Genomic DNA, 21,735 nt, shown 5'->3' on the forward strand with positions numbered 1-21,735 from the left:
CATGAGCGACATCACCGATTCGACCACTCCGGGGCTGAAGCCCGTCATCGTCGACGGTGCCGGCCCGTCGGGCTCCTCCGCCGGTGCTCCTGAGGAAGACGAGCTGCTCGAGGGGCTGAACCCCGAGCAGCGGGAGGCCGTGGTCTATCGGGGCCCGGCGCTCCTGATCGTGGCGGGCGCCGGCAGTGGCAAGACCCGGGTGCTCACCCATCGAATCGCCGGCCTGATCCGCAGCGGCGAGGCCTGGCCGAGCCAGATCCTGGCCATCACGTTCACCAACAAGGCCGCCGCCGAGATGCGGGAGCGGGTGGCGCACCTGCTCGGGCGGGTGGCCGAGGGAATGTGGATCTCGACCTTCCACTCCGCCTGCGTGCGCATCCTCCGGCGCGAAGCCGAGAACTTCGGGTTCACCAAGAGCTTCACCATCTACGACTCGCAGGATTCGCGCGCGCTGGTGAAGCGCATCATCAAGGAGCTGCAGGCCGACACCTACGGCTTCACGGTGGCCCAGGTGCTGGGCAAGATCTCCAAGCTCAAGAACGAGCTCTCCGACGCCGACAGCTACGCCCGCCAGGCGAACTTCAACGACCCGGCCGAGGCGATGTTCGTCGAGTGCTTCCGCGCCTATTCGCGCGCACTGCGCGAGGCGAACGCCTTCGACTTCGACGATCTGATCAGCCAGACGGTGTTCCTGTTCCGCGCGTTCCCGCAGGTGGCCGAGAAGTACCAGCGCCGGTTCCGGCACATCCTGGTGGACGAGTACCAGGACACCAACCACGCGCAGTACGCCCTCATCCGCGAGCTCACCCGGCCGCCGGAGTCGAACGAGCTCACGGGAATCGCCGGCTTCGGCGGAGGCGGGGCGTCGCTCACCGTGGTCGGCGACTCCGACCAGTCGATCTATGCCTTCCGCGGCGCCGACATCCGAAACATCGTGGAGTTCGAGCGCGACTTCCCCGGGGCACGGGTGGTGCTGCTCGAGCAGAACTACCGATCGACCCAGAACATCCTGTCCGCGGCCAATGCCGTGATCTCGAACAACTTCGACCGCAAAGACAAGAAGCTCTGGACGGCGGTGGGCGACGGCGACAAGATCATCGGCTTCACCGGGTACTCCGGGCACGACGAGGCCCAGTTCGTGGCCGACGAGATCGCGAAGCTCCGAGACGGCGGTATGCCGTACAACCAGATGGCCGTGTTCTACCGCACCAACTCGCAGACGAGGGCGCTGGAGGAGATCTTCATCCGCTCGGCGCTGCCGTACCGGGTGCTGGGCGGCACGAAGTTCTACGAGCGCGCCGAGATCAAGGACGCCATGGCGTACCTGACGGCCGTCGCCAACCCGCTCGACCAGCTTGCTCTGCGGCGCATCCTGAACACGCCGAAGCGCGGCATCGGGCCGGCCACCGAGACGGCGCTCGCCGCCTTCGCCGAGCGCGAGGGCGTGACGTACCGGGAGTCGATGCGCCGTGCGAAGGAGCTGAGTCTCGGGCCGAAGGTGACCGGCGCGATCCTGCAGCTGGCAGCGCTGCTCGATGAGGCGGGCGAGCTCGTCGACCCCGAGCGCGCCGGAGGAGAGGCCACCGTCAGCGAGGTGCTGCAGCTGCTGATGGAGAAGAGCGGGTACGTCACCGCGCTGCGGGCCAGCCGCGACCCTCAAGACGAGGCACGCGCCGAGAACGTGGAAGAGCTGCTGGCGGTGACGAAGGAGTTCAACCGCAACAACCCCGACGGCACGCTGCTCGACTTCCTCACCGAGGTGTCGCTCGTGGCGGCGGTCGACGACCTCGACGACACCAGCGGCACGGTGTCGCTGATGACGCTGCACACCGCGAAGGGCCTGGAGTACGACGCGGTGTTCCTCACGGGTGTGGAGGAGGATCTGCTGCCTCACCGCATGTCGGCCGGCGAGCCCGGTGGGCCCGCGGAGGAGAGACGACTCTTCTACGTGGGCATCACCCGCGCGAGGAAGCGACTGTTCATCTCGCTGGCGATGACCAGGGCGCAGTTCGGTGAGACCGCCGTGGCCATGCCGAGCCGGTACTTGCAGGAGATCCCCGCCGAGCTGGTGGAGTGGATCCAGTCGCCGGGCATGGCCACCTCGCGGAACGGAACCGAGCCGCGAGCCCTGAACGCGTCTCGTGGCGGGTACGGATCGCGCAGCAGCTCGAACTCGCGCTGGAGCACCGACGGAGGCTTCGGGCTGCCGCCGGCGCCCCCGAAGCCGAAGACGGAGTGGGCCAACCGGGTCACCGGCCAGGTGCGCGACAACGGCGACCTCGAACTCGTGCCGGGTGATCGCATCCGCCACACCGACTTCGGCGAGGGCCGGGTGAACCAGGTGACGGGCACCGGCCCGAAGCGCGTGGCCCACGTGACGTTCGATTCGCCCGCGGGAGCGAAGAAGCTGCTGATCAAGATCGCGCCGATCGAGAAGCTCTGAACCGACCGGTCGCCGCGCCGGCGAGGTCATCGGCGGCGGCGCGACGTGAGGTGCGAGCCCGCCAGGCCGGCGATCGCGAGACCCACGGCGACCATGGACACTTCCGCGGCGATCGCGACCGCACCGGAACCTGACCGGCCCGTCTGGGCGAGAGCGGCCGCCACCGGCGGCGCGGACGGCACGGACGTCGCCGGAGGCGTGGGCGTGGGCGTCGGAGTCGGCGTCGGCGGAGGCGGTGACGCCGCCGGAGGCGTGAGGACGACCGACTCCGCCTCGTGCACCCGGAGGTCGCTGAACGGCGGTACGAGCTGTTGTCCGCCGTCTGCAGTCGTGCCGGCCGCGGCGAAGGTGCCGTCGCCGTCGACGGTCGGGCTGCCGTCGGAGGAGACCGTGAAGTAGTAGTGGCCAGGTTTGGTGACCTCGATGCACGGCGACCGGTGCTCGCCGTCGGCGGCCACCTCGGTGACGACGCTTCCGGCTTCGGGGAAGCTCTGCCAGTCGTCGGGTACCGAGCCGGGTTCGGGCAGCCGGGGCAGGGGACCCAGCAGCGTCGACTGAACCTGGATCGGCTCCGAACCCGGCGGGAGCCCGGTGACCGACAATCGATCGAAGACGCATCCCGGTGCGGCGAGCAGATCACTCGACGCCACTGTCTCGATGAGGACGGTCGCGGGCACCAGCGTGGTCTCGGTCGCCACCCCGAACCGCGACTGCCAGGCCTGCAAGCGATCGCCGCCCTGCTCCGGCGGGGTGCGGTGGGGATCGATCGAATCCGTCCACACGTAGTGGCCGGCCGCCGGCAGCACGCATTCCGGCGTCTCGTACCGGCCTGGCCCGGCCTCGACGAGCGTCTCCACCCGGCAGACGACCGGCCCATCGGCGGGAGCGACCTCGCTCTCGAGGGGCCGCACCGGGAAGGGGCCGTGGAGCACGCTCTCGATGACGACCGGGATGGGTGCTTCCGCCCCGGTGTCGGTGCGGTACACACCCCACTCCGTGCCCGTCGCGGATTCGGGGTGCGTGTCGACGATGAGGTCGTCGCCGAGGAGGGCTCCTGCCTCGGCGACCGCAGCGCTCGTCTGGGTCTCCACCCGGGGACGGAAAGGCAGCTCGTTCGGGCCGCTCCGGCTGGCCGAGGCGTGCGCATCGCGGGTGTACGGGTGATCGACGAGGAGGTCCTGGCTGGCGCCGGTGTTGCGCCCGAACCGGAACCCTGGCCCGAACGGCAGGTCACGGAAGTCGACCTGCACCGAGACGGTCTCGGTGGCTCCCTGCTGGTCGGGGGCGATGCGCAGGGTCTCCCCGTTGCGCACGGTGCGCGATCTCGAACCGTCGTCGAAGGCCGCGCCCTCGAGCGTCATCGTGCCGGCGAACGATCCGGCGGGAACCGTCTGGCTGCCGGCCAGGTAGTCGACCGCGAGGTCGGAGTGCACGCTCCCACCGGCACCGGCGAGCTCGAGGTTCACCGAGGCCGACACCCCCGTTGAGGCACCACCCGGAGCGCTAGCCCAGCCCAGGATGCGGTTGGCGGCGGCGAGCACATCACCGGCGGCGGCGTTCGCCCGGCGGGCGAAGTAGGCCTGGTCGTGGCCGCCGAGGCCGGTCACCGTCCACGTGGCCAGCTGCGCCGAGGCGGCGGTGAGCGGGTCGGTCGGCGACCCGAAGTTGCGCGAGATGAATGCCAGCAGCGCCGAGTCGTGCAGGGAGTACCGCCCGGTGGTCGACCCGTCGACGTACTCGAGCTCGGTGCCGGACGGCTGTGGTCGCTCGACGTCGGTGCAATAGCCGGAGTTGCCGTCGTCGAGCGCGTACGAGCCGATCCAGGAGGTGCGGTCGCCCGACCAGAGCACGCCGTGGCCGTGCGAGACGGCGCGGACGGCCAGCGCGGGCCCCGCGCTCGCGAGGGTGACGATGCCCGCCACGACGGCGGCGAGGAGGGCGGAGAGGATGCGGATGCGTCGGTTCATGCCCACAGCGTGCAGGCCGGGCATCCGGGATCTCGCCCTCGGCCGGGATCTGTGGACAGTTGGGCGCGAACGCCGCCTGGGGAGGAGTGGTTCTGCCGTGAGCGTGCGCAGGAGCGCGTCGCCGGGCGGGGGTAAGGTGCTAATGGTGTCCGGAGCGACGAAGCGGAACATGCCCTCCGTCGCGCCGTGAGTCATGTCCTGAGTGACTGCCAGGACGACGAGTTGAAAGCGGATTGGAAGACCAGCGTGGATCTATTCGAGTACCAAGCCCGAGACCTGTTCGAGAGCTACGGCGTGCCGGTTCTGCCGGGCATCGTCGCCGACACCCCGGAAGAGGTGCGCGCGGCGGCCGAGAAGCTCGGCGGTGTGACGGTCGTCAAGGCCCAGGTTAAGGTCGGCGGCCGCGGCAAGGCCGGCGGCGTGAAGGTGGCCAAGGACGCCGATGCGGCGGAGGAGGCAGCCAAGGCCATCCTCGGTCTCGACATCAAGGGTCACGTGGTCAAGCGCGTCATGGTCGCCGGTGGCGCCCGTATCGCCCAGGAGTTCTACTTCTCCGTGCTCCTGGACCGGGCCAACCGCTCGTACCTCTCGCTCACCAGCTACGAGGGCGGCATGGAGATCGAGCAGCTCGCCGTGGAGCGCCCCGAGGCCCTCGCCCGCATCGAGGTCGACCCCATCGCGGGCATCGACCTCGAGACCGCGAAGCAGATCGCCGTCGACGCGAAGTTCCCGGCGGAGCTGATCGAGAAGGTCGCTCCCGTGTTCGTGAAGCTCTGGGAGGTCTACAAAGGCGAGGACGCCACTCTCGTGGAGGTGAACCCCCTCGTGCTCACCGAGGAGGGCGACATCATCGCCCTGGACGGCAAGGTCTCGCTCGACGAGAACGCCGACTTCCGTCACCCGGGCCACGAGGCCCTCGAAGACGCGGAGGCGGCCGACCCGCTCGAGGCCAAGGCCAAGAAGCTCGGCCTCAACTACGTGAAGCTCGACGGCCAGGTGGGCGTGATCGGCAACGGAGCGGGCCTGGTGATGTCGACGCTCGACGTGGTGTCGTACGCCGGCGAGAGCCATGACGGCGTGAAGCCGGCCAACTTCCTCGACATCGGGGGCGGAGCATCCGCTCAGGTGATGGCGAACGGGCTCGACGTGATCCTCGGCGACGAGCAGGTGAAGAGCGTGTTCGTGAACGTGTTCGGCGGAATCACCGCCTGCGACGCCGTGGCCAACGGCATCGTCGGCGCGCTCGAGGTGCTCGGCGACACCGCCACCAAGCCGCTCGTGGTGCGCCTGGACGGCAACAAGGTGGAGGAGGGCCGTCGCATCCTGCAGGAGGCCGCCCACCCGCTGGTGACCCTGGCCCTCACGATGGACGAGGGCGCCGACAAGGCCGCCGAGCTCGCCGCGGCAGCGAAGTAAGTAAGGACGAGAGAGCATGTCGATTTTTCTGAACAAGGATTCCAAGGTCATCGTCCAGGGCATCACCGGAGGCGAGGGCACCAAGCACACGGCCCTGATGCTGAAGGCCGGCACGCAGGTGGTGGGCGGCGTCAACGCCCGCAAGGCCGGCACCGTCGTGAGCCACACGGACAAAGACGGCAACGCCGTCGAGTTGCCGGTGTTCGGCACGGTGAAGGAGGCCATCGAGGCCACCGGCGCCGACGTGTCGATCGCCTTCGTGCCGCCGGCATTCTCGAAGGACGCCATCATCGAGGCCATCGACGCCGAGATCCCGCTGCTCGTCGTGATCACCGAGGGCATCCCCGTGCAGGACTCGGCCGAGGCCTGGGCCTACGCCAAGTCGAAGGGCAACACGACCCGCATCATCGGGCCGAACTGCCCGGGCATCATCACCCCCGGCGAGGCGCTCGTGGGCATCACGCCGGCGAACATCACCGGCAAGGGCCCCATCGGCCTCGTGTCGAAGTCGGGTACCCTCACCTACCAGATGATGTACGAGCTGCGTGATCTGGGCTTCTCGACCGCAATCGGCATCGGCGGCGACCCCATCATCGGCACCACGCACATCGATGCGCTCGCCGCGTTCGAGGCCGACCCGGAGACGAAGGCGATCGTCATGATCGGCGAGATCGGCGGCGACGCCGAGGAGCGTGCCGCCGACTTCATCAAGGCCAACGTCACCAAGCCCGTCGTCGGTTACGTGGCGGGCTTCACCGCGCCCGAAGGCAAGACCATGGGCCACGCCGGTGCCATCGTCTCCGGCTCGGCCGGCACCGCTCAGGCGAAGAAGGAGGCCCTCGAGGCCGCCGGCGTGCGCGTGGGCAAGACCCCGAGCGAGACCGCCGCTCTGCTGCGCGAGGTGTTCGCCGCCCTGTGATGTTCGCGGGGAGGCCGTGCTCCACGGCCTCCCCGGCTGGCACACTGCTGGGAGGAGGGTGCGATGGGTGAAGGTGCGCAGGGCGTGGCGGCGGATGCGCGCGGCGGGGTGCTGCCCCTGCATCGACGGCTGCGGGCCGAGCTGGTCACCCCCGAGTCGATCTACGGCACCATCATCGCCGCCGCACTGATCGTGGTGCTGGAGGACGACAACGACTTCGACCTCCTCGTGAGCGTCGGCACCACCACCTTCGTGTTCTGGATCGCCCACGTGTTCGCCTTCACGGTCGCGCACCACGGCAAGTCGGGCACCACCGAGATCACGCTCACCGACGCCCTCGGCCGGGCGCTCACCCACTCCTCGGGCCTGCTGCTCGCCGCGGTGCCGCCGATGCTCGTGCTCGGGCTCGGAGCCGCCGGGGTTCTCGACGAGGGCGTGGCCTACCTTCTCTCGCTCGCGATCGGTGTGATCGTGCTGTTCCTGCTCGGGGTGATGGCCTTCGCGGAGCGCGAGGCCGCCTGGTACGCCCGCCTGGCCGGCGGCATCGTCACCGCGCTGCTCGGCCTCGCCGTGATCGCCCTCAAAGCCGTCTTCCACTAGACGGCAGCCACCAGCCGTAGCCGCCGCGCGCACCGAGCGCGGCGTCAGCCGATGCCCCGCCCCGGCCGGTACGCTGGGCACCGCATGAACCGCCCAGCCACCGCCCTCCTCGCCGCGCTCGACGCCGTCATCGTCGTAGCCATCGGAGTGGGGATCCCCCTCATCCCGCTCACCGTGCTCTGGGCCACCCAGTTCGGGCTGGCGATCGACTGGCTCGTGTTCTGGCGGGCATCGGCCGACATCTGGCTGGCCGGCAACGGCGTCGACCTGCTCCTCACGATCGACCCGGCGCTGGCGCTGCGGCTCGGCCTGGCCGGCGCCGACCAGCCCTTCGAACTGGGGCTCGCGCCGCTCGGCTTCGCCCTCGTGACGGTTCTGCTCGGCCTGCGCAGCGGCCGGCGACTCGGCCAGACCCGCTACCCGATCACGGGCGGCGCCGTGGGTGTGCTCGTCTTCGCGCTGCTCGCGCTCGCCGTGTCGCTGAGCGCCCGCGATGCCGCGGCTCTCCCCTCGATCGCGCAGAGCATCCTCTTTCCGGCGGCCGTCTACGCCCTGGGTCTGCTGCTGGGCTACGGATGGGCGCAGCGCCGCGTCGAACCGGTCGAGCTCGGCCGCACGAGTCGTGCCCGCCAGGCTCTCGCCCGGCTCGTCGACCGGGTCGACCAGGGGGACCGCGGGCTGGTGGCGCTGGCATTGCGGGCGGGCGCGATCTCGGCCGCGGGCATCGTGGGGTTCGCCGCGGTGGCGATGGCTCTCGTGCTCGTGTTCAACTTCAGCTCGATCGTCGGGCTCTACGAGAGCCTCCAGGCCGGCGTTCTGGGCGGCATCACCCTCACCCTGGGGCAGCTCGCCCTGCTGCCGAACATCGTGCTCTGGACGGTCGGCTGGTTCGTCGGACCGGGATTCGCGCTGGGCACCGGCTCGTCGGTGTCACCCCTCGGCACGCAGCTCGGGCTCGTGCCGTCGCTGCCGATCTTCGGGGCCCTGCCCGACGGCACCCCCGCGTTCGGGTTCGTGGGTCTTCTCGTGCCGATCGTGGTGGGGTTCGGCACGGCGGCCCTGCTGCGGCCCGCCTATCTCGACCGCATCCGCGGCACCGGATCGCGCGGGCGCATCGTCCGTCTGCTCGCCACTGCGATCGGCGGCGCGGCGGTCGGCTCGAGCATCCTGGCGTTGCTCACCGTCTGGGCGGGCGGCGCCGCCGGCCCGGGCCGCCTCGCCGACGTGGGCGCAGACCCGGGGCTCGTGTGGCTCTGGTCGTTCATCGAACTGGCCGTCGCGATGCTGCTCGGCCTGGTGGGCGGAGCAACCTGGCGCACGAGCACCGTCACGGTCGCCAGCGCCCGCCGTCCCCCGGCCGATACACTGTGACGGTGCTCTCGCTCCTGGTTCTGATCTCCGGGGGTGGCTCCAACCTCCGGGCGCTCCTGGAGGCATCGCGAGACGCCCGCTACCCCGCTCACGTGATCGCCGTCGGATCGGACACCGATGCCGCGGGGCTCGCCCACGCCGAGGAATTCGACATCCCCACCTTCACCGTCGTGCCCTCGGCCTTCGCCGACCGCGAGGCCTGGGGAACAGAGCTGCTCGAGCAGATCGACCGCTGGTCGCCCGACCTGGTGGTGTGCGCCGGCTTCATGCGCATCCTGCCGCCCGTGGTGGTGTCGGCGCTCACCCCGCGACTCATCAACACGCATCCCGCCCTGCTGCCCGCCTTCCCGGGTGCGCATGCCGTGCGCGACGCGCTCGCCGCCGGGGCTCTCACCACCGGCGTGACCGTGCACGTGATCGACGAGGGCGTCGACACGGGCCCGGTGATCGTGCAGCGCGAGGTGGCCATACGGCCGGGCGACACCGAGCACGACCTGCACGAGCGCATCAAAGTCGTCGAACGCGAGCTGCTGGTGCAGGCCGTGCGCGACATCGCCACCGGAGAAGTCGATCTCGAGGAGACAGCAGCACGATGAGTGGTCCGCAGCACGATCCGAACCTCTACAGCCACCGCGACACCGTGCCGGTGCGCCGTGCCCTCATCTCGGTGAGCGACAAGACCGGCCTGCTCGACCTCGTGGGGGCGCTCGCCGCCTCCGGGGTCGAGATCGTGTCGACCGGGTCGACCGCCAAGACCATCGCAGAGTCAGGCGTCGCCGTGACCGAGGTCTCGTCGGTCACCGGCTTCCCCGAGTCGCTCGACGGTCGTGTGAAGACCTTGCATCCGGGAGTGCACGCGGGCATCCTCGCCGACCTGCGGCTGGAGTCGCATCGCCGCCAGCTCGACGAGCTCGGCATCCGCCCGTTCGATCTCGTGGTGGTGAACCTCTACCCGTTCCGAGAGACCGTGGCCTCCGGAGCCGCTCCCGACACGGTGATCGAGCAGATCGACATCGGCGGCCCGGCCCTGGTGCGCGCCTCGGCCAAGAACTTCGCGAACGTCGCCATCGTGGTGTCGCCCGACCGCTACGACGACGTGATCGCCGCCGCAGCCACCGACGGCACCACCCTCGACCTGCGCCGCGCGCTGGCCGCCGACGCCTTCACCCACACGGCCTCCTACGACACCGCCGTCGCCGGCTGGTTCGCCGAGCAGCTCGGCGGCGGTCAGAGCGAGGCGCTCGCCGACGCAGAGGCGAGCGAGGCGGTGCAGGCGGCCGAGGCGGCACCGGATGCGCGCCCCGCCTTCCCCGACACCCTGCAGGTCTCCGCCGCGCTGGCCGCGACCCTGCGCTACGGCGAGAACTCGCACCAGCAGGCTGCCGTGTACGCCCGCGCCGACGGACACGGCATCGCCCAGGCCGTGCAGCTGCACGGCAAGGAGATGTCGTTCAACAACTACGTCGACGCCGATGCCGCCGTGCGGGCGGCCTACGACTTCACCGAGCCCGCCGTCGCCATCATCAAGCACGCGAACCCCTGCGGCATCGCGGTGGCCGACCCGAGTGCCCCCGACGCCATCGCCAACGCCCACGCGAAGGCCCACGCCTGCGACCCGCTCTCGGCGTTCGGCGGCGTGATCGCGGCCAACCGCACGGTCACCCTCGCGATGGCCGAGGCCGTGAAGGACATCTTCACGGAGGTGCTGATCGCCCCGGGCTTCGAGGGCGAGGCGCTCGAAGTGCTGAAGACCAAGAAGAACCTGCGCCTGCTCACGCTGCCAGAGGGCTACGGCCGCGAGGCGCTGGAGCTGCGGCAGATCTCCGGCGGTCTGCTCGCCCAGACCCCCGACGGCTTCGACGGCCTCGACACCGCCGGCTGGACGCTCGCGGCCGGTGCGGCCGCCGACGACGCCACCCTCGCCGACCTCGAGTTCGCCTGGAAGGCGTGCCGGTCGGTGAAGTCCAACGCCATCCTGCTCGCCTCCGGCGGCGCCTCGGTGGGCGTGGGCATGGGCCAGGTGAACCGGGTCGACTCGTGTCGGCTGGCCGTCACCCGGGCCGGTGACCGGGCCGCGGGCTCCGTCGCCGCATCCGACGCCTTCTTCCCGTTCGCCGACGGGGCCGAGATCCTGATCGCGGCGGGCGTGAAGGCCATCGTGCAGCCGGGCGGGTCGGTGCGGGACGCCGAGGTCATCGAGGCGGCCGAGAAGGCCGGGGTCACCATGTACTTCACGGGAGAGCGGCACTTCTTCCACTAGTCCGACACGTCGCACGGCGATCGGGCATCCAGGTCGCTCGCCGAAAGCGCCCAGGAAACCTGCCTTAAGGTCGTCTCTATGTCTTCGTTCCGCCTCCGGTCGCTCACCGCGTCGGTGGTCGCCGCTGCCGCCGTCGCCCTGGTGGCGATCGCCTCCGCCGACCTCGCCTATTTCGTGGCGAACCAGCAGAACCCGCAGGTCTTCCCGGTCTACAGCGAGTACTTCCTCAACGCGACGCTGCTGCTGTTCGTGTTCACCGCGGTGTTCGGGCTCGTGGGGGCGTACCGCCGGTGGTACACGGCCCTGATCGCCGGCGTCGTCTCGGGTGCGGTGGCCGCCCTGGTCGGAACCGGCCTGTCGGCCCTGGTGGCCGGCATCGCCTTCGACGCCATGCTCGCGCCCCTGTTCGGCACCCTCGTGGGCAACAATCTCGTGTTCGTGATCGCCGCTGTTCTGGCCTCGGTCACGATCGCCCCGCGCATCCATTCGCGCATCGCCATCACCGAGCAGCAGGAGGTGCTGCGCAAGAAGTACGTGCTGGTGCGCCGCCCGCCGTCGACGATGGACGATGGCATCGTGACGCACATCGAGCGCGAGAGCGTCGACGTCGAGCTTGCCGAAGATCAGTGGGAGGCCTACCTCGCCGCGCTCACGGGTGCCGGCTGGGTGCCGGTGGAGGTTCCCGCGGCCGACGACCTGCCCGACTCGGTCTTCGTCGAGGATGCCGTGGTGATGTTCGGCGCACTGGCCGTGTTGGCGAGCCCCGGTGCCGAGTCGCGCGAAGGCGAGATCGCGGGCGTCGAGGAGAGCGTGCGCTCGCTCGGCCTCGAGGTGCTGCGCATCGAGAAGCCGGGAACCCTCGACGGTGGCGATGTGCTGAAGGTGGGCATGACCGTGTTCGTCGGCAAGGGCGGGCGCACCAACTCCGAGGGAATCCGGCAGCTGCGCAAGATCCTCGCGCCCCGCGGCTACTCCGTGGTGGCCGTGCCCGTCACGAAGGCGCTGCACCTGAAGAGCACCGTCACCGCCCTGCCCGACGGCACGGTGATCGGCTACCGCCCGCTCGTCGACGACCCGTTCGTGTACGACCGCTTCCTCGAGATGCCCGAGCCGAGCGGCGCCCATGTGGTGGTGCTCGCCGACGACACCGTGCTCGTGGCGGCTTCGGCGCCCGAGTCGGTGCGCGCGATCGAGGGTCTCGGCTACCGTGTGATCTCGGTCGACATCTCCGAGTTCGAGAAGCTCGAAGGCTGCGTGACCTGTCTGTCGGTACGGGTTCGCTGACCGGGTTCCGGATGCCTGTTCCACCGTCTTGCGCGTCGCCGACCCGCGCGGCTAGTCTGTAAGGCTGCCGCGACACCGGCGCCCTGATCGGGCGGCCGACCTCTCCCCACCACTCCCCGGGGGAATCCCTGCGAGCAGCGTCACGTTGTGCCACGAGCACGACGCTCAGCACGTGAGGACAGACATGCAGAACCCGCAGAACGACGGCCCCGCCACCGGCACGGTGGCCACGCTCGCGCGCCTGCGCCCCTATGCCGCAGCGGCGCTTCCGCGCATCTACACGGCCATGGCCGTCTCGCTGCTGGCGAGCCTCGTGGCGCTCGCCATCCCGCAGGTGCTGCAGTGGATGGTCGACGGGCCGCTCGCCGACGGCGACGCCTCGCAGATCTGGGTGGCGGCCGGAATCGTGCTGGGTCTCGGCGTGCTCGAAGCCGTGCTGATCGGCCTGCGGCGTGCGCTCGTGCTCACGCCCGGCACCCACGTCGAAGCCCGGATGCGAAACGCTCTCTACGCCAAGCTGCAAGACCTGCCGGTGAGCTTCCACGACCGCTGGCCGAGCGGGCAGCTGCTCTCGCGGGCGGTGAGCGACCTCAACCTCATCCGGCGCTGGCTCTCGTTCGGGCTGGTGCTGCTGATCGTGAACGTTCTCACCCTGGTGGGCGGCCTCGTCATCCTGATCGTGATGAATTGGGTGCTCGGCCTCATCTTCGCGGCCGCCGCCATCCCGGTCATCGCGTACGGGTTCTCGTTCGAGCGCAAGTACTCCTCCGTGGCCCGGCGCAGCCAGGACCAGGCCGGCGACCTCGCGACGAGCGTGGAGGAGTCGGTGCACGGCATCCGGGTTCTGAAGGCCTTCGGGCGGTCGCGTTACGCGCTCAAGCGCTTCGAGTCGCAGGCCGAGGAGCTGCGGGGCACCGAGATCGAGAAGGCCAAGGCCATCGCCGGCATCTGGCTGTACCTCACGCTCATCCCCGACCTCGCGTTCGGGGTGTGCCTGGTGGTGGGCGTGTGGCTCGCCTCGGTGGGTCAGTCGTCGGTGGGCGAGCTCGTCGCGTTCTTCGCCACGGGCACGGTGCTGCTCTTCCCGATCTGGTCGATGGGGTACTTCCTCGCCATGACGCTCGACGCCAAGACGGCGACGCTGCGCTTCTTCGAAGTGATGGATGCGCCCAACACCATCGTCGACCCCGAATCGCCGGCGAGTATCGCGGGCGGGCGCGGCGAGCTGGTGTTCGACGACGTGCACTTCCGCTACCAGGATGCGCCGGAGTCGTTCCCCGACCTGATCGACGGCGTCACGCTCACCGTGCGCCCCGGCGAGACGATGGCGCTCGTGGGCCTGACGGGCTCGGGCAAGTCGACGCTCACCGCGCTCACCACCCGGCTGTACGACGTCACCGGGGGAGCGGTGCGGGTCGACGGTGTCGACGTGCGCGATCTGACCAGGGAAGATCTCCGGTCTCGCGTGGCGATGGCCTTCGAGGAGGCCACCCTGTTCAGCAAGACGGTTCGCGAGAACGTGCTGCTCGGGCGGCCCGACGGCACCGAGGCCGAGCTGCTCGAGGCGCTGGAGATCGCTCAGGCGGCCTTCGTCGACGACCTCCCGCAGGGCCTGGACACCAAGGTGGGTGAAGAGGGCCTCAGCCTCTCGGGCGGTCAGCGCCAGCGACTCGCTTTGGCCAGGGCCATCGCGGCGAAGCCGAGCATCCTGGTGCTGGACGACCCGCTCTCGGCCCTCGACGTCGACACCGAGGCGCTGGTGGAGGCGGCCCTCCGGCGCGTGCTCGCCACCACGACCGCGTTGATCGTGGCCCATCGGCCCTCGACCGTGGCGCTGGCCGACCGGGTGGCGCTGCTGGAGAACGGGCGGGTCACCGCCGTGGGCACCCACTCCGAGCTGCTCGCCACGAGCGAGCACTACCGATTCGTGATCTCCAGCCTCGAGGCCGAGGTACGCGAACTGACAGCCGAGGAGCTGAACTCATGACCGATTCCTCCGTGCGGGGCGTCGAGGGCGAGGAGCGCGACGACCTCAACCGTGCCGAGAGCACGCAGATCCGCGCGCGCTCGCTGCGACTGCTGGGGTCACTCGTGCGGCCCCTGCGCGGCCGGCTCGTGGTGGCCGTGGTGGCGGTGATCATCAGCACCATCTCGCAGGTGGCGGGCCCGTCGATCATCGCCTACGGCATCGACACCGGTCTGCCCGCGCTGCTCGACCAGAACTGGATGCCGGTGGCGCTGGCCGGTGCGGCGTACCTGCTCGCCGGGGTCACCGGCGCGCTGCTGATCGCGTGGTTCACGGTGCTCTCGGCCCGGATCAGCCAGGAGATCCTCTTCGACCTGCGTCGACGGGTGTTCCTGCACACGCAGAAACTGAGCCTGGAGTTCCACGAGAGCTACACCTCGGGGCGCATCATCTCGCGACAGACCAGCGATCTCGACGCCATCCGGGAGCTGCTGGACTCGGGCATCAACCAGCTCGTGCAGGGTGTGCTGTACATGGCGTTCACCGCGGTGGCGCTGTTCCTGCTCGACGTGGAGTCGGGCTTCATCCTGCTCGCCGCCCTCGTACCGCTCGGCGTGCTCACCCGGTGGTTCCAGGTGCGGTCGCAGCGGCTGTTCCGCCGCACGCGGGTGGCTTCCGCGCGGCTGATCGTGCAGTTCGTCGAGACCATGACGGGCATCAGAGCGGTGAAGGCATTCCGCACCGAGAAGCGCAACGAGGGCGAGTTCGGCGCCGTGGTCGAGGACTACCGGGAGTCCAACGCGAAGGCCATCCGGCTGTTCGGCATCTACGACCCGGGGCTCGTGCTGATCGGCAACGTGGCGGTGGCGGTGGTGCTGCTCGTCGGCGCCTTCCGGGCGCTGGACGGGAGTCTCGAGATCGGTGTGCTGCTGGCGGCGGTGCTCTACACGCGGCGCTTCTTCGACCCGATGGAGGACATGGCGATGTTCTACAACGGTTACCAGAGCGCCACCGCTGCCCTCGAGAAGATCTCGGGTGTGCTCGAGGAGCGCCCGAGCGTTCCCGACCCGGAGAAGCCGGTCGACCTCTGGCACTCGTCGGGCAACGTGGCGTTCGAGGGCGTGGAGTTCGGCTACACGGCCGACCGTCCCATCCTGCCCCGCTTCGACCTCGACATCCCGGCCGGGCAGACCATCGCGCTGGTGGGCTCGACCGGGGCCGGCAAGTCGACGCTCGCCAAACTGATCTCGCGGTTCTACGACCCGACGGCCGGCCGGGTGACGCTCGACGGCATCGACCTGCGCGACCTGCACCCCAAAGACCTGCGCCGCGCCATCGTGATGGTGACGCAGGAGGCGTACCTCTTCTCCGGTACTGTCGCCGACAACATCGCCATCGGCAAGCCGGAGGCGAGCCGCGACGAGATCATCGCGGCGGCTGCCGCGGTGGGGGCGGACTCGTTCATCCGAGGGCTGCCGAACGGGTACGAGACCGATGTGAACAAGCGCGGCGGACGGGTGTCAGCCGGCCAGCGACAGCTCATCTCGTTCGCGCGCGCATTCCTGGCCGACCCCGCCGTGCTCATCCTCGACGAGGCGACCGCCTCGCTCGACATCCCGAGCGAACGCCTGGTTCAGGATGCGCTGCAGACCCTGCTCGCCGACCGGACAGCCGTGATCATCGCGCACCGCCTCTCGACGGTGTCGATCGCCGACCGGGTGCTCGTGATGGAGCAGGGGCGCATCGTCGAGGACGGCACGCCCGCGGAGCTCATCGCCGGCGACGGGCGGTTCTCGCAGCTGCACGCGTCGTGGCGCAGCTCGCTGGTGTGAGGGCAGCGGCGCTCGCGTCGCTACCGAACCGCGGTCGCGGCGTGGTTCCTACTTCTCTTCGGCGTCGGTCGCGTTCTTCCACGCGAAGTACTGGATTCCCCCGGCCACGAAGATGTGCCAGTCGCCATCGCAGACCACCTGGTCCATCGGGATGGAGCGGGGCCACCAGGTGTCGATCATGGTCGACTGCTGGTCGGCCATGGATGCATCGCAGGGAGCTCCGATGGGAGTCGGCGGGGGAGTCGGCTGACCGAACTGCATGATGCTCTCGCCCGTGGCCTGGTTCTCTTTGATCTGGATGTTGAGGGCATCGGCCGGCACCCAATCGGGGATGGCGATCGTGGCGTCAGGTGCGTCGGCGTCGGCGACGGTGGGGTAGATCTCGGCCACGATCGGCGGAGTGATCGCATCGGCCAGTGTGCAGCCCGACAGCGACATCGCGAGGCCGGCTGCGGTGACCACCGTGAGGATTGCGCGTCTGTTCATCTGCTGTGGGTGGTCCTTCCGAGTCAGGCGGCCGGGTGCGGCGGCCGCCACCGAGCTACAGCGTACTCGACGGCGTATCCCGGATCCCGCGAGATCGCTCGGAGAGGCGTGCCCTCGGCCTCGTAGCGGATGCGCGCCGCGACCTCGTGCCCGGAGGGCGGAAGACCGCCCGCCCGAACCACCCGCCACCACGGATGCCCGCTGCCGTAGAGCCGCATCACCGTACCCACCGCGCGGGCGGCGCGGGAGCCCAGCAGGGCCGCGACGTCGCCGTAGGTCAGCACCTGTCCGGGAGGTATGGAGTCGACCACCTCGAGCACGTCGTCGACGAAGCCGCGTGGAGCGGGGTCGTTCAGGGCGGGGTCGTTCAGAGCCGGGTCGTTCAGAGTTCGAGCGCCGCGACGGTCTCGCCGTAGGGCGTCTCGCTGTACGGGGTGAAGCCGAGCTTCTCGAAGAAGGCGGCCGGGCCGGCCTCTCCCGGCTCGTAGATCACGGTGATGCGTTCGAGGCCGCGGCGGCGGGCCTCGTCGGCCACCGACAGCACGGCGAAACGGCCGACACCGTGGCCCTGCGCGTCGGCGTCGACGTTGATGCGCCAGATGCAGGCCTTGAACTCCTCCTCCTGCGCTTCGGGGTCGAAGTTGCCCATGATGAAGCCGACGACCTCGCCGTCTTCACGCACGACACGAGGCCAGGCGGTGGCCGGGTTCACGTAGGCCTCGGCGATGGAGTGCGACACCGGGGCGACGAACTGCTCCTGCCCCGGCTTCAACGTCAGGGTGTTGGCCGCGACGATGTTCGACGCCGACAGCTCCTCGAGGCTCAGTTCGCTCATGGCCCCAGGCTAATGGCTCGGGGGAGCGGTGCGCCAGCGCCCCGACGAGCGCAACTATCTCGACGTCGAGATATCTGCCGCAAAGGGTAAACTGGTCAGCGGCCCGATTTCCGGCGGCTGATGAGGAGCTGAATTGTCAAAGATCAAGGTTGAAGGCACGGTCGTCGAACTCGACGGCGACGAGATGACCCGCATCATCTGGCAGGCCATCAAAGACACGCTGATCCACCCCTATCTCGATGTGAACCTCGAGTACTACGACCTCGGCATCGAGCACCGCGACGCGACCGACGACCAGGTCACCATCGACGCGGCCCACGCCATCCAGAAGCACGGTGTCGGCGTGAAGTGCGCCACCATCACGCCCGATGAGGCGCGGGTGGAGGAGTTCGGCCTGAAGAAGATGTGGAAGTCGCCCAACGGCACCATCCGCAACATCCTCGGCGGCGTCATCTTCCGCGAGCCCATCATCATCTCGAACATCCCTCGCCTGGTGCCGGGCTGGAACAAGCCGATCATCATCGGCCGTCACGCCTTCGGCGACCAGTACCGCGCCACCGACTTCGTGTTCAAGGGCAAGGGCAAGCTCACGGTCGAGTTCACCCCCGAAGACGGCTCCGAGCCGATGAAGTTCGACGTCTATGACGCTCCGGATGACGGCATCGCCCAGGTGCAGTACAACCAGGACGCGTCGATCCGCGACTTCGCGCGTGCCTCGCTGAACTACGGCCTCACCCGCAACTACCCGGTGTACCTCTCCACGAAGAACACGATCCTGAAGGCCTACGACGGCCGCTTCAAGGACATCTTCCAGGAGATCTTCGACACCGAGTTCAAGGAGCAGTTCGACGCCGCCGGTCTCACCTACGAGCACCGCCTCATCGACGACATGGTCGCCTCGGCGATGAAGTGGGAGGGCGGCTACGTCTGGGCCTGCAAGAACTACGACGGCGACGTGCAGAGTGACACCGTGGCCCAGGGCTTCGGCTCGCTCGGCCTGATGACGAGCGTGCTCGCGACTCCGGATGGCAAGGTCGTCGAGGCGGAGGCCGCGCACGGCACCGTCACCCGGCACTACCGCCAGCATCAGGCCGGCAAGCCCACGTCGACCAACCCGATCGCCTCGATCTTCGCCTGGACCCGAGGGCTCGCCCACCGCGGCAAGCTCGACGGCAACCAGGAGCTGATCGACTTCTCGCTCGCCCTCGAAGACGTCGTGATCAAGACGGTCGAGTCGGGCAAGATGACGAAAGACCTGGCACTCCTGGTCGGCCCCGACCAGCCGTACCAGACCACCGAGGAGTTCCTGGCGACGCTGGACGCCAACCTCCAGGAGCGCATGGCGGCCTGACCCGCCCGCTCCACCCGAAGGCCCCCGACCGCCCAGCGGCCGGGGGCCTTCGGCGTCCCACCCGCGCGCGGCTGGGGCGGGGCGAAAACGACGGAGGCCCGGCCGAACGACGGGCCCGGCCTCCGTCGTTCCCCGGCCGCCCACCCATACCCCGTCGTCACCGGCCGCCCCGAAGGGTGGGTCAGGGCGGGTCAGGGGAGGGGTCGGCCGGCCGCCCAGACGTGGCGCACGTGGAAGGTGTGGGTGAGGAGCACCAGGTCGGCAGCCAGGCCCGGGCGGAGACGGCCGAGGTCGGGCCGGCCGAGAACGCGGGCGGGTGTGGCGGTGAGGGCGGTGACCGCCGCGACCGGGTCGACACCCGCGGCCACGATGGCGCGGAGGGCCGCGTCCTGCGTGAGTGTCGAACCGGCGATGGTGTCGGTGCCCGTGAGGGTGGCGACACCGTCGGCCACCGTGACGTCGAGTGTGCCGAGTCGGTATGCGCCGTCGGGGGCGCCGGCGGCGGCCATCGCGTCGGTGACCAGCGCGATGCGGTCGGGGGCGGCAGCGAACGCGAGTGCGAGCACGGCGGGGTGCACGTGCACCCCGTCGGCGATGAGCTCGAGCGTAACCCGAGGGTCGTCGAGGGCTGCCGTCACCGGCCCGGGGTGGCGGTGGTGGATGCCCGGCATCGCGTTGAAGGCGTGGGTGAGCAGGGTGGCGCCCCGGTCGAACGCCCGGCGGGTGAGCGCGTAGTCCGCATCCGTGTGGCCGATCGCCACCACGGCACCCGAGGCGGCGAACGTGTCGATCGCCTCGAGCGCGCCCGGCAGCTCGGGCGCGATGGTGACCTGGGCGAGTCGCCCCTCCGACGCCTCGAGCAGCTGCTTCAGAACGTGATGGGTGGGCACGCCGAGGAAGTCGACGTTGTGCGCGCCCTTGCGAGCCGGCGCGAGGAACGGCCCTTCGAGGTGCGAACCGAGCACGAGCGGGTCGTGGGCGGCAAGGCGGGCGATGGCGTCCAGGGACGCGGCCAGTACGTGCGGAGGGTTGGCCACGAGCGAGATCACCGAGCGGGTGGTTCCGTGCGTGCGGTGCACGGCGAGGGCCGAGCGGATGGCGTCGGTGCCGTCGTCGAACGAGAAGCCGCCGCCGCCGTGCGCGTGCAGGTCGATGAATCCCGGGGTGAGCCAGTCGCCGCCGGCGTCGACCACGATCGGGTCGGCCTCGGGCGACGGCGTTTCAGGGCCGGACGAGGGAACGTCGGAGCGAGCCTCCGTCGTCGCCCCGAAACTCCGTCGTTCGCCGACGTGCGTGCGCCAGCCGTCGCCGGTGCCGGTCGCCACGACGGTGCCGCCGTGGGTGAGGAGCCAGAAGTCGTCCAGCACGCCGTCGGCGTCGAGTTTGCGGGCGCCGTGCACCAGCAGCGGATGCGCGGAGCCCGCCGGGTTCATGCGAGCTCCCGGCGCCCCGCGATGACACCGCTCACCGCGGCCACGACTCCGAACACCAGGGCCACGATCGGCTGCTCGAGCATCAGCCAGGCCAGCGCCGCCGACCCCAGCAGCACGATCTCGACCAGGGCGCGCCCGAAGGAGTCGAGGTGGATGACCGAGCGCGGTGACAGGAACAGCGCCCAGACGAGGATGGCGAACAGTGGCGTCACGATGCCGAGCGCGATGTTCCAGGGGAAGGGCCAGGCCACGATGCCCCAGAAGGCGAAGGTGAACACGGCGAACAGCTCCACGAGGAGCCGGACGACGTCGTTCACCTGGAGGCGGGGCGGGGTTGTGCTCACACAGCAATGCTAGACGCCCGTGTTTCGAGTTTGTAAAGATCGCAAACGAATACCCCGCAACCCTTGATGCGAGTTAGTTCGTACGCTTTACTAACCCCATGACAGCGCTCCGTCCCCTCCGCCCTTCATCGAAGGTGCTGCCGGTCGACGCCCGCGGGCACAACCGCTCGCTGGTGCTGCAGACCCTCTACCGCGACGGGCGGCGCAGTCGCGCCGACATCGCCCGGGAGACCGGCCTGACCCGCGTGACGGTGAGCGCTCTCGTGGCCGACCTGATGGCCGACGGACTGGTGGTGGAGCTCGGGCAGCGCGAGGAGATCCGGCCCGGAAAACCCGCCACCCTGCTCGACCTCGACCGATCGGCCTTCGTGATCGTGGGGCTCGACCTCTCCGAGCACTCCGGCTTCACCGGGGCGCTGCTCGACCTCGACGGCGCCATCAGCGCCCGGGCCGAGGTGCCCCTCGACGGCAGCACCGGCGACGCGGCGGTGCAGAAGGTCGTCGCCCTCGCCCATGACCTGATCGGGCAGGCCACGGCTCCGGTGCTCGGCATCGGGGTGGGCTCGCCCGGTGTGGTCGACCTCGGCGGAACCGTGCTCTCCGCGCCCAACCTCGGCTGGAACGGGATGCCTCTGCAGAGCATCCTCGCCGAGCGCTTCGGCGTGCCCGTGCTCGTCGCGAACGACGCCAACGCCGCAGTGCTCGCCGAGCACAGCTTCGGCGGTGCCGACAGCGACGCGATGCTCATCACTGTCGGTCACGGTGTCGGCGCGGGCCTCCTGCTCAACGGCACCCCGCTCTACGGCAGCCGCTTCGCCGCCGGCGAGATCGGCCACGTGGTGGTGGGCACCGACGGGGGCGCGGTCTGCGCCTGCGGAAAGCGGGGGTGTCTCGAGACGTGGCTCAGCATCCCGAACCTGATCGTCCGGCTCGAGGGGGAGGAGGGCGCCGCGCGAACGGCCGTCCTCCGGGAGGCGGGCCAGCGGCTCGGCATCGCCCTCGCGCCGGTGGTGGGAGCGCTCGACCTCAGCGAGGTCATCCTGAGCGGCCCCACCGACCTGCTCGGCGGGCCGCTGATGACAGCGACCCTCGAGACCCTGCGCAGCCGCACGATGGCCGAGTTCCACGGCTCACTCACGCTGCGCATGACGACGCTCGGGCAGGACATCGTTCTGCGCGGCGCCGCCGTGATGGTTCTCTCGGGCCAGCTCGGCGTGTCATAACCCAC

18 protein-coding genes are annotated in these 21,735 nt (G+C 69.9%); 12 read left to right on the forward strand and 6 right to left on the reverse strand.

Annotated features, from left to right (window positions below; all coding sequences use genetic code 11):
* Window position 1: 1 nt before the first annotated feature.
* Window positions 2-2,443: an ATP-dependent helicase gene (locus tag ACEXOR_RS03440; RefSeq protein WP_374847985.1), complete on the forward strand. Its 2,442-nt coding sequence runs from the start codon at window positions 2-4 to the stop codon at window positions 2,441-2,443.
* 26 nt (window positions 2,444-2,469) lie between these two features.
* Here ACEXOR_RS03440 and ACEXOR_RS03445 read toward each other — a convergent pair whose 3' ends face one another.
* Window positions 2,470-4,410 (reverse strand): hypothetical protein, encoded by a 1,941-nt coding sequence (locus ACEXOR_RS03445; protein WP_374847986.1) that lies wholly within the window; start codon window positions 4,408-4,410, stop codon window positions 2,470-2,472.
* 246 nt (window positions 4,411-4,656) lie between these two features.
* Between ACEXOR_RS03445 and sucC the strand changes: the two genes are divergently transcribed.
* The 9 genes from sucC to ACEXOR_RS03490 all read left to right on the forward strand — a co-directional run bounded on the left by sucC (window position 4,657) and on the right by ACEXOR_RS03490 (window position 16,058).
* Entirely contained in the window at window positions 4,657-5,826 is a 1,170-nt protein-coding gene (gene sucC, locus ACEXOR_RS03450; protein ID WP_374847987.1) for an ADP-forming succinate--CoA ligase subunit beta, read from the forward strand.
* A gap of 16 nt (window positions 5,827-5,842) precedes the next feature.
* Entirely contained in the window at window positions 5,843-6,745 is a 903-nt protein-coding gene (sucD, locus tag ACEXOR_RS03455; protein WP_374847988.1) for a succinate--CoA ligase subunit alpha, read from the forward strand.
* Between the two features lie 63 nt (window positions 6,746-6,808).
* Window positions 6,809-7,345: a hypothetical protein gene (locus ACEXOR_RS03460; RefSeq protein WP_374847989.1), complete on the forward strand. Its 537-nt coding sequence runs from the start codon at window positions 6,809-6,811 to the stop codon at window positions 7,343-7,345.
* 84 nt (window positions 7,346-7,429) lie between these two features.
* On the forward strand, window positions 7,430-8,716 hold the full coding sequence (locus tag ACEXOR_RS03465) for a cell division protein PerM (RefSeq protein ID WP_374847990.1): 1,287 nt from the start codon (window positions 7,430-7,432) through the stop codon (window positions 8,714-8,716).
* Window positions 8,717-8,718: 2 nt separating this feature from the next.
* Window positions 8,719-9,312: a phosphoribosylglycinamide formyltransferase gene (gene purN / locus ACEXOR_RS03470; RefSeq protein WP_374847991.1), complete on the forward strand. Its 594-nt coding sequence runs from the start codon at window positions 8,719-8,721 to the stop codon at window positions 9,310-9,312.
* Entirely contained in the window at window positions 9,309-10,976 is a 1,668-nt protein-coding gene (purH, locus tag ACEXOR_RS03475; protein ID WP_374847992.1) for a bifunctional phosphoribosylaminoimidazolecarboxamide formyltransferase/IMP cyclohydrolase, read from the forward strand. The genes purN and purH overlap by 4 nt, the downstream gene beginning before the upstream one ends.
* Before the next feature lie 78 nt (window positions 10,977-11,054).
* Window positions 11,055-12,260 carry a dimethylargininase gene (ddaH, locus tag ACEXOR_RS03480; RefSeq protein WP_374847993.1) on the forward strand — a complete coding sequence of 402 codons (1,206 nt, stop codon included), beginning with the start codon at window positions 11,055-11,057 and terminating at the stop codon, window positions 12,258-12,260.
* A gap of 184 nt (window positions 12,261-12,444) precedes the next feature.
* Window positions 12,445-14,247: an ABC transporter ATP-binding protein gene (locus tag ACEXOR_RS03485; RefSeq protein ID WP_374847994.1), complete on the forward strand. Its 1,803-nt coding sequence runs from the start codon at window positions 12,445-12,447 to the stop codon at window positions 14,245-14,247.
* Entirely contained in the window at window positions 14,244-16,058 is a 1,815-nt protein-coding gene (locus tag ACEXOR_RS03490; RefSeq protein ID WP_374847995.1) for an ABC transporter ATP-binding protein, read from the forward strand. Before ACEXOR_RS03485 ends, ACEXOR_RS03490 begins: the two co-directional genes overlap by 4 nt.
* Window positions 16,059-16,106: 48 nt before the next feature.
* On the opposite strand, the gene ACEXOR_RS03495 is transcribed toward ACEXOR_RS03490, so the two are convergent.
* The 3 genes from ACEXOR_RS03495 to ACEXOR_RS03505 all read right to left on the reverse strand — a co-directional run bounded on the left by ACEXOR_RS03495 (window position 16,107) and on the right by ACEXOR_RS03505 (window position 17,379).
* The gene (locus tag ACEXOR_RS03495; protein ID WP_374847996.1) at window positions 16,107-16,544 is read right to left on the reverse strand and encodes a hypothetical protein; all 438 of its coding nucleotides are present in this window, start codon (window positions 16,542-16,544) and stop codon (window positions 16,107-16,109) included.
* Window positions 16,545-16,567: 23 nt separating this feature from the next.
* Window positions 16,568-16,864 (reverse strand): MGMT family protein, encoded by a 297-nt coding sequence (locus tag ACEXOR_RS03500; RefSeq protein WP_374847997.1) that lies wholly within the window; start codon window positions 16,862-16,864, stop codon window positions 16,568-16,570.
* A 62-nt stretch (window positions 16,865-16,926) separates the two neighbouring features.
* Window positions 16,927-17,379 (reverse strand): GNAT family N-acetyltransferase, encoded by a 453-nt coding sequence (locus ACEXOR_RS03505; RefSeq protein WP_374847998.1) that lies wholly within the window; start codon window positions 17,377-17,379, stop codon window positions 16,927-16,929.
* A 133-nt stretch (window positions 17,380-17,512) separates the two neighbouring features.
* Between ACEXOR_RS03505 and ACEXOR_RS03510 the strand changes: the two genes are divergently transcribed.
* Window positions 17,513-18,730 (forward strand): NADP-dependent isocitrate dehydrogenase, encoded by a 1,218-nt coding sequence (locus ACEXOR_RS03510; protein ID WP_374847999.1) that lies wholly within the window; start codon window positions 17,513-17,515, stop codon window positions 18,728-18,730.
* A gap of 191 nt (window positions 18,731-18,921) precedes the next feature.
* Here the strand turns inward: ACEXOR_RS03510 and nagA are convergent, their stop codons facing one another.
* The gene (gene nagA, locus ACEXOR_RS03515) at window positions 18,922-20,163 is read right to left on the reverse strand and encodes an N-acetylglucosamine-6-phosphate deacetylase (RefSeq protein WP_374848000.1); all 1,242 of its coding nucleotides are present in this window, start codon (window positions 20,161-20,163) and stop codon (window positions 18,922-18,924) included.
* Window positions 20,160-20,507, reverse strand: coding sequence for a YrdB family protein (locus ACEXOR_RS03520; RefSeq protein WP_374848001.1), 348 nt, complete (start codon window positions 20,505-20,507; stop codon window positions 20,160-20,162). The genes nagA and ACEXOR_RS03520 overlap by 4 nt, the downstream gene beginning before the upstream one ends.
* A 98-nt stretch (window positions 20,508-20,605) precedes the next feature.
* Between ACEXOR_RS03520 and ACEXOR_RS03525 the strand changes: the two genes are divergently transcribed.
* The gene (locus ACEXOR_RS03525) at window positions 20,606-21,730 is read left to right on the forward strand and encodes an ROK family transcriptional regulator (protein ID WP_374848002.1); all 1,125 of its coding nucleotides are present in this window, start codon (window positions 20,606-20,608) and stop codon (window positions 21,728-21,730) included.
* Window positions 21,731-21,735 lie beyond the last annotated feature (5 nt).

The sequence above is a fragment of the Herbiconiux liangxiaofengii genome (genome assembly GCF_041927335.1).
In the GTDB taxonomy this organism is placed as follows: Bacteria; Actinomycetota; Actinomycetes; order Actinomycetales; family Microbacteriaceae; genus Herbiconiux; species Herbiconiux liangxiaofengii.

Coding starts and splice junctions, on each gene's coding strand:
- ACEXOR_RS03440 (WP_374847985.1), top strand. CDS start 2: ATGAGCGACATCACCGATTCGACCACTCCGGGGCTGAAGCCCGTCATC.
- ACEXOR_RS03445 (WP_374847986.1), bottom strand. CDS start 4,410: ATGAACCGACGCATCCGCATCCTCTCCGCCCTCCTCGCCGCCGTCGTG.
- sucD (WP_374847988.1), top strand. CDS start 5,843: ATGTCGATTTTTCTGAACAAGGATTCCAAGGTCATCGTCCAGGGCATC.
- ACEXOR_RS03460 (WP_374847989.1), top strand. CDS start 6,809: ATGGGTGAAGGTGCGCAGGGCGTGGCGGCGGATGCGCGCGGCGGGGTG.
- ACEXOR_RS03465 (WP_374847990.1), top strand. CDS start 7,430: ATGAACCGCCCAGCCACCGCCCTCCTCGCCGCGCTCGACGCCGTCATC.
- purH (WP_374847992.1), top strand. CDS start 9,309: ATGAGTGGTCCGCAGCACGATCCGAACCTCTACAGCCACCGCGACACC.
- ddaH (WP_374847993.1), top strand. CDS start 11,055: ATGTCTTCGTTCCGCCTCCGGTCGCTCACCGCGTCGGTGGTCGCCGCT.
- ACEXOR_RS03485 (WP_374847994.1), top strand. CDS start 12,445: ATGCAGAACCCGCAGAACGACGGCCCCGCCACCGGCACGGTGGCCACG.
- ACEXOR_RS03490 (WP_374847995.1), top strand. CDS start 14,244: ATGACCGATTCCTCCGTGCGGGGCGTCGAGGGCGAGGAGCGCGACGAC.
- ACEXOR_RS03495 (WP_374847996.1), bottom strand. CDS start 16,544: ATGAACAGACGCGCAATCCTCACGGTGGTCACCGCAGCCGGCCTCGCG.
- ACEXOR_RS03505 (WP_374847998.1), bottom strand. CDS start 17,379: ATGAGCGAACTGAGCCTCGAGGAGCTGTCGGCGTCGAACATCGTCGCG.
- nagA (WP_374848000.1), bottom strand. CDS start 20,163: ATGAACCCGGCGGGCTCCGCGCATCCGCTGCTGGTGCACGGCGCCCGC.
- ACEXOR_RS03525 (WP_374848002.1), top strand. CDS start 20,606: ATGACAGCGCTCCGTCCCCTCCGCCCTTCATCGAAGGTGCTGCCGGTC.